Annotated in this window: 4 protein-coding genes; all 4 read right to left on the reverse strand. The window is 67.2% G+C overall.

Going from position 1 to position 2,747, the window contains the following annotated elements; translation table 11 throughout:
* The coding region (locus MTR62_RS20625; RefSeq protein ID WP_244024484.1) for a hypothetical protein at positions 1–202 on the reverse strand (202 nt) is incomplete at its 3' end.
* A 12-nt stretch (positions 203–214) separates the two neighbouring features.
* A complete protein-coding gene (locus MTR62_RS20630) occupies positions 215–625 on the reverse strand; it encodes a c-type cytochrome (RefSeq protein ID WP_244024486.1) in 411 nt (136 codons plus the stop codon).
* A gap of 40 nt (positions 626–665) precedes the next feature.
* The gene (locus MTR62_RS20635; RefSeq protein ID WP_244024488.1) at positions 666–2,228 is read right to left on the reverse strand and encodes an FAD-binding oxidoreductase; all 1,563 of its coding nucleotides are present in this window, start codon (positions 2,226–2,228) and stop codon (positions 666–668) included.
* Between the two features lie 21 nt (positions 2,229–2,249).
* Positions 2,250–2,597: a c-type cytochrome gene (locus MTR62_RS20640; protein WP_244024490.1), complete on the reverse strand. Its 348-nt coding sequence runs from the start codon at positions 2,595–2,597 to the stop codon at positions 2,250–2,252.
* Between the last annotated feature and the right edge of the window lie 150 nt (positions 2,598–2,747).

Genomic DNA, 2,747 nt, shown 5'->3' on the forward strand with positions numbered 1-2,747 from the left:
CATCGGCGGCGGCGCGGGCATCGGCGGGATCGGCCGCGGCGGCGCGGGTTGCCACGGTGCCTTCCAGCGGCCCTGTGCGAACGAAAGTGCGTCCGCTAAGGGCGGGGCGGTCCTTGCCGCCGATCAGCATGCCGATGGCCAGGGTGGCGGCGCTGGCGGGTGTTGTGGCGGGTGCTGTCGCGGGTGTCATGGCAGGGGACATCGGGGGCCTTCCTCACTTGAGGCTGAAAAGATAGGCGACGAGGTTCTGGCGCGTGGCAGGGTTGGGCTGCCCGGCAAAGGTCATGCGGGTGCCCGGAACCAGCTTGGCGGGCCTGGTCAGGAAGGTGTCGAGCGTGCGGGCATCCCAGGTCAGCGCGGCCTTTTTCATCGCGGGCGAATAGGCGAAGCGCGGCGCGCTGGCCGAGGTGCGGCCCGCGACGCCGGAAAGGCTCGGGCCGACGCGGTTGGTGCCCGGCGTTACCGCGTGGCACATCGCGCACTGCGCCTTGAACGTGGCTTCGCCCTTGGCGGGATCACCGGCGGCCAGCGCGCTTGCGGGGGCAAGCAGGGAGAGCGCGCCGACAAGCGGGAGGAGCGGGGTGGCCGGCGCGGGGCGCCGACCTTCATGCGTGCTGGAGTTCATGGCAGGTCCTGTGAAAATCGTGTCGTGATGGGGGCTTGCGTCAGATCCGGATGCCCGACTTGCCGGGAGCGAGAATGCCCTTGGGATCGAGCGCGCGCTTGAGGGTGCGGTCCACCGCCCGCTTGACCGGGCCGTAGAGATCGGCGGACTGGTCCATGAAGGCGGTGTTGACGCGGTAGACCGCGTAGCCGCGCTTGCCGAACTCGGTGAGGAGCTTGGCGAAGCATTCGTGCGCGCGGGCCATCTCGTCCGGGTCCGAACGGTCGTAGAGGACGTCGATGATGTGGTGCATGTCGCGCATGCCCACGATATATTCGGCCACGTAGTCGAGCCCGTATTCGGCCAGGATTTCCTTGGCGAGCCGCGTCTGCTCGACCGTTTCGCTGCCCTTGGCGACGGTTACCGGCGCGAACCACATCGATCCGCCGCCCCCGCGCCAGCGGTAGAGGCCGAATTCCTGCAAGGTCATCTCGCCGCGCATGAGCTTGGCGCGGTACTTGAACGGCTCGGTCTCCCCCGCTTCCTCCTCGGTGATGACGCGGCCCTTGCCGCTCGCCGCCACGGCATCGGTGATGATCTTCCAGTTGACCGCGACCTGCTCCTTCGTGCCGTAGAGCGCGGCGTAGACGTTCCACGCGCCGATGCCCTCCTTGGCCTTGATCTCCTCGAGCACGCTGTCGGGGGTCGATCCGGTGCCGTCGTAATACTTCGAGCGCGGCATGATCGCGGCCGCCTCCCACATCACGTTGGCAAAGACCATCGCGTTGGGAATGATCCCGGCAATGCGCAAGGGGCGCAGCGTCTCGATGATGTCGTGGATGTCGTCATCGTTCTCGTAACGGATCGAGAACGGCTTGTAGACCGGCGGCCGGGGCATCAGCCAGAGCCCCATCTTGGTGCAGATGCCGTAGTTCGACTGGGTGAAGATGCCGTCGAGATAGGGTCCGTAGCCCCACTTGAAGACCTGCCACGCGCTCGAATTGGGTACCCCGCCCATGCCGGTGCGCAGCACCTCGCCATTGGCCAGCACCACTTCCATGCCGCACTGCATCATGAAATGCTCGCCATAGGGGGTATAGCCCACGCCGCGATCGAGCGTGTTGCCCACCGGCCCGGCAATCGCCGAGGGCGCCGGGCACGACAGCCACAGCGGAATGTCGTGCTCGACCAGATAGTCCTTGAGCTGCTGGTAGGTGACGCCCGGCTCGATCAGGCAGGTGGCGAGATCGGCGTCGACCTCGAGGATGCGGTTCATGTGCTTGAGGTCGAGAATGACCTGGCCCGCGCTTTGCGGCGCGGCCGAGCCGTAGCCGAAATTGCGCCCGGTGGAGATTGTCCAGATCGGCACGCCATAGTCGTTGCAGACGTTGACGATGGCCTGGATTTCCTCGACTTTTGTTGCGTACATTACCGCCGAGGGGCGGTGCAGGTCTTCGCTCTCGGCGACCATCACCTTGGTGTAGGGGGCCAGATGCTCGGCATCGGTGAGCACGTTGGCCGCGCCCAGGATCGTGCGGAATGCGGCGATGGCGGCGGCAAAATCCGCAGCGCTCACGCCTTCGGGCAGAACCGCGAAGGTTTGCGCCGTTGCTGGTTCGGTCATGTCAGGGTGTCCTTGCGCTTATCAGGGGTTCTTCGCGCCTGACGGCGCCTTGGATTGCGAAACCATCTTGGCCACGGCCGCGAGCGAGGCATCGTCGAGCGCGGAATGCGGGAACGCGGGCATGGCGAGAAAGCCGCTGCGCACGATCGTGGCGATGTAGTCGGGCGGAAGATCGCGCCCGCGCAGTTCCGGGCCGACCCCGGTGGTGTGGCAGCGTGAGCAGGTCTTCTGCCAGGTGATGGCGGCGGGTACGGGGGGCGCAACCGGAGCGGTCGAACCGGCCTTGGTCTTGGCGCCGATTGCAGTTGGAGCAAGGGTGAGGCTGGTCAGCAGCGCGGCGGCGGCCCAGGCGATGCAAGCGGTCTTCATGCGGGAACTCCTTGGCCGGTGCGCGCGCGGCGCGCGCGGGCGTGCGGCGTGGTCTCGTGCGAGGCGATGTCGAACAGCACCCGGTCGGCGTCGTCGAGGAACAGGTGCAGGGGCGTTGCGGCGGGGCTGGCCAGCGCGGCGCGCAGCGCG

The sequence above is a fragment of the Novosphingobium organovorum genome (assembly GCF_022832435.1).
In the GTDB taxonomy this organism is placed as follows: Bacteria; Pseudomonadota; Alphaproteobacteria; order Sphingomonadales; family Sphingomonadaceae; genus Novosphingobium; species Novosphingobium organovorum.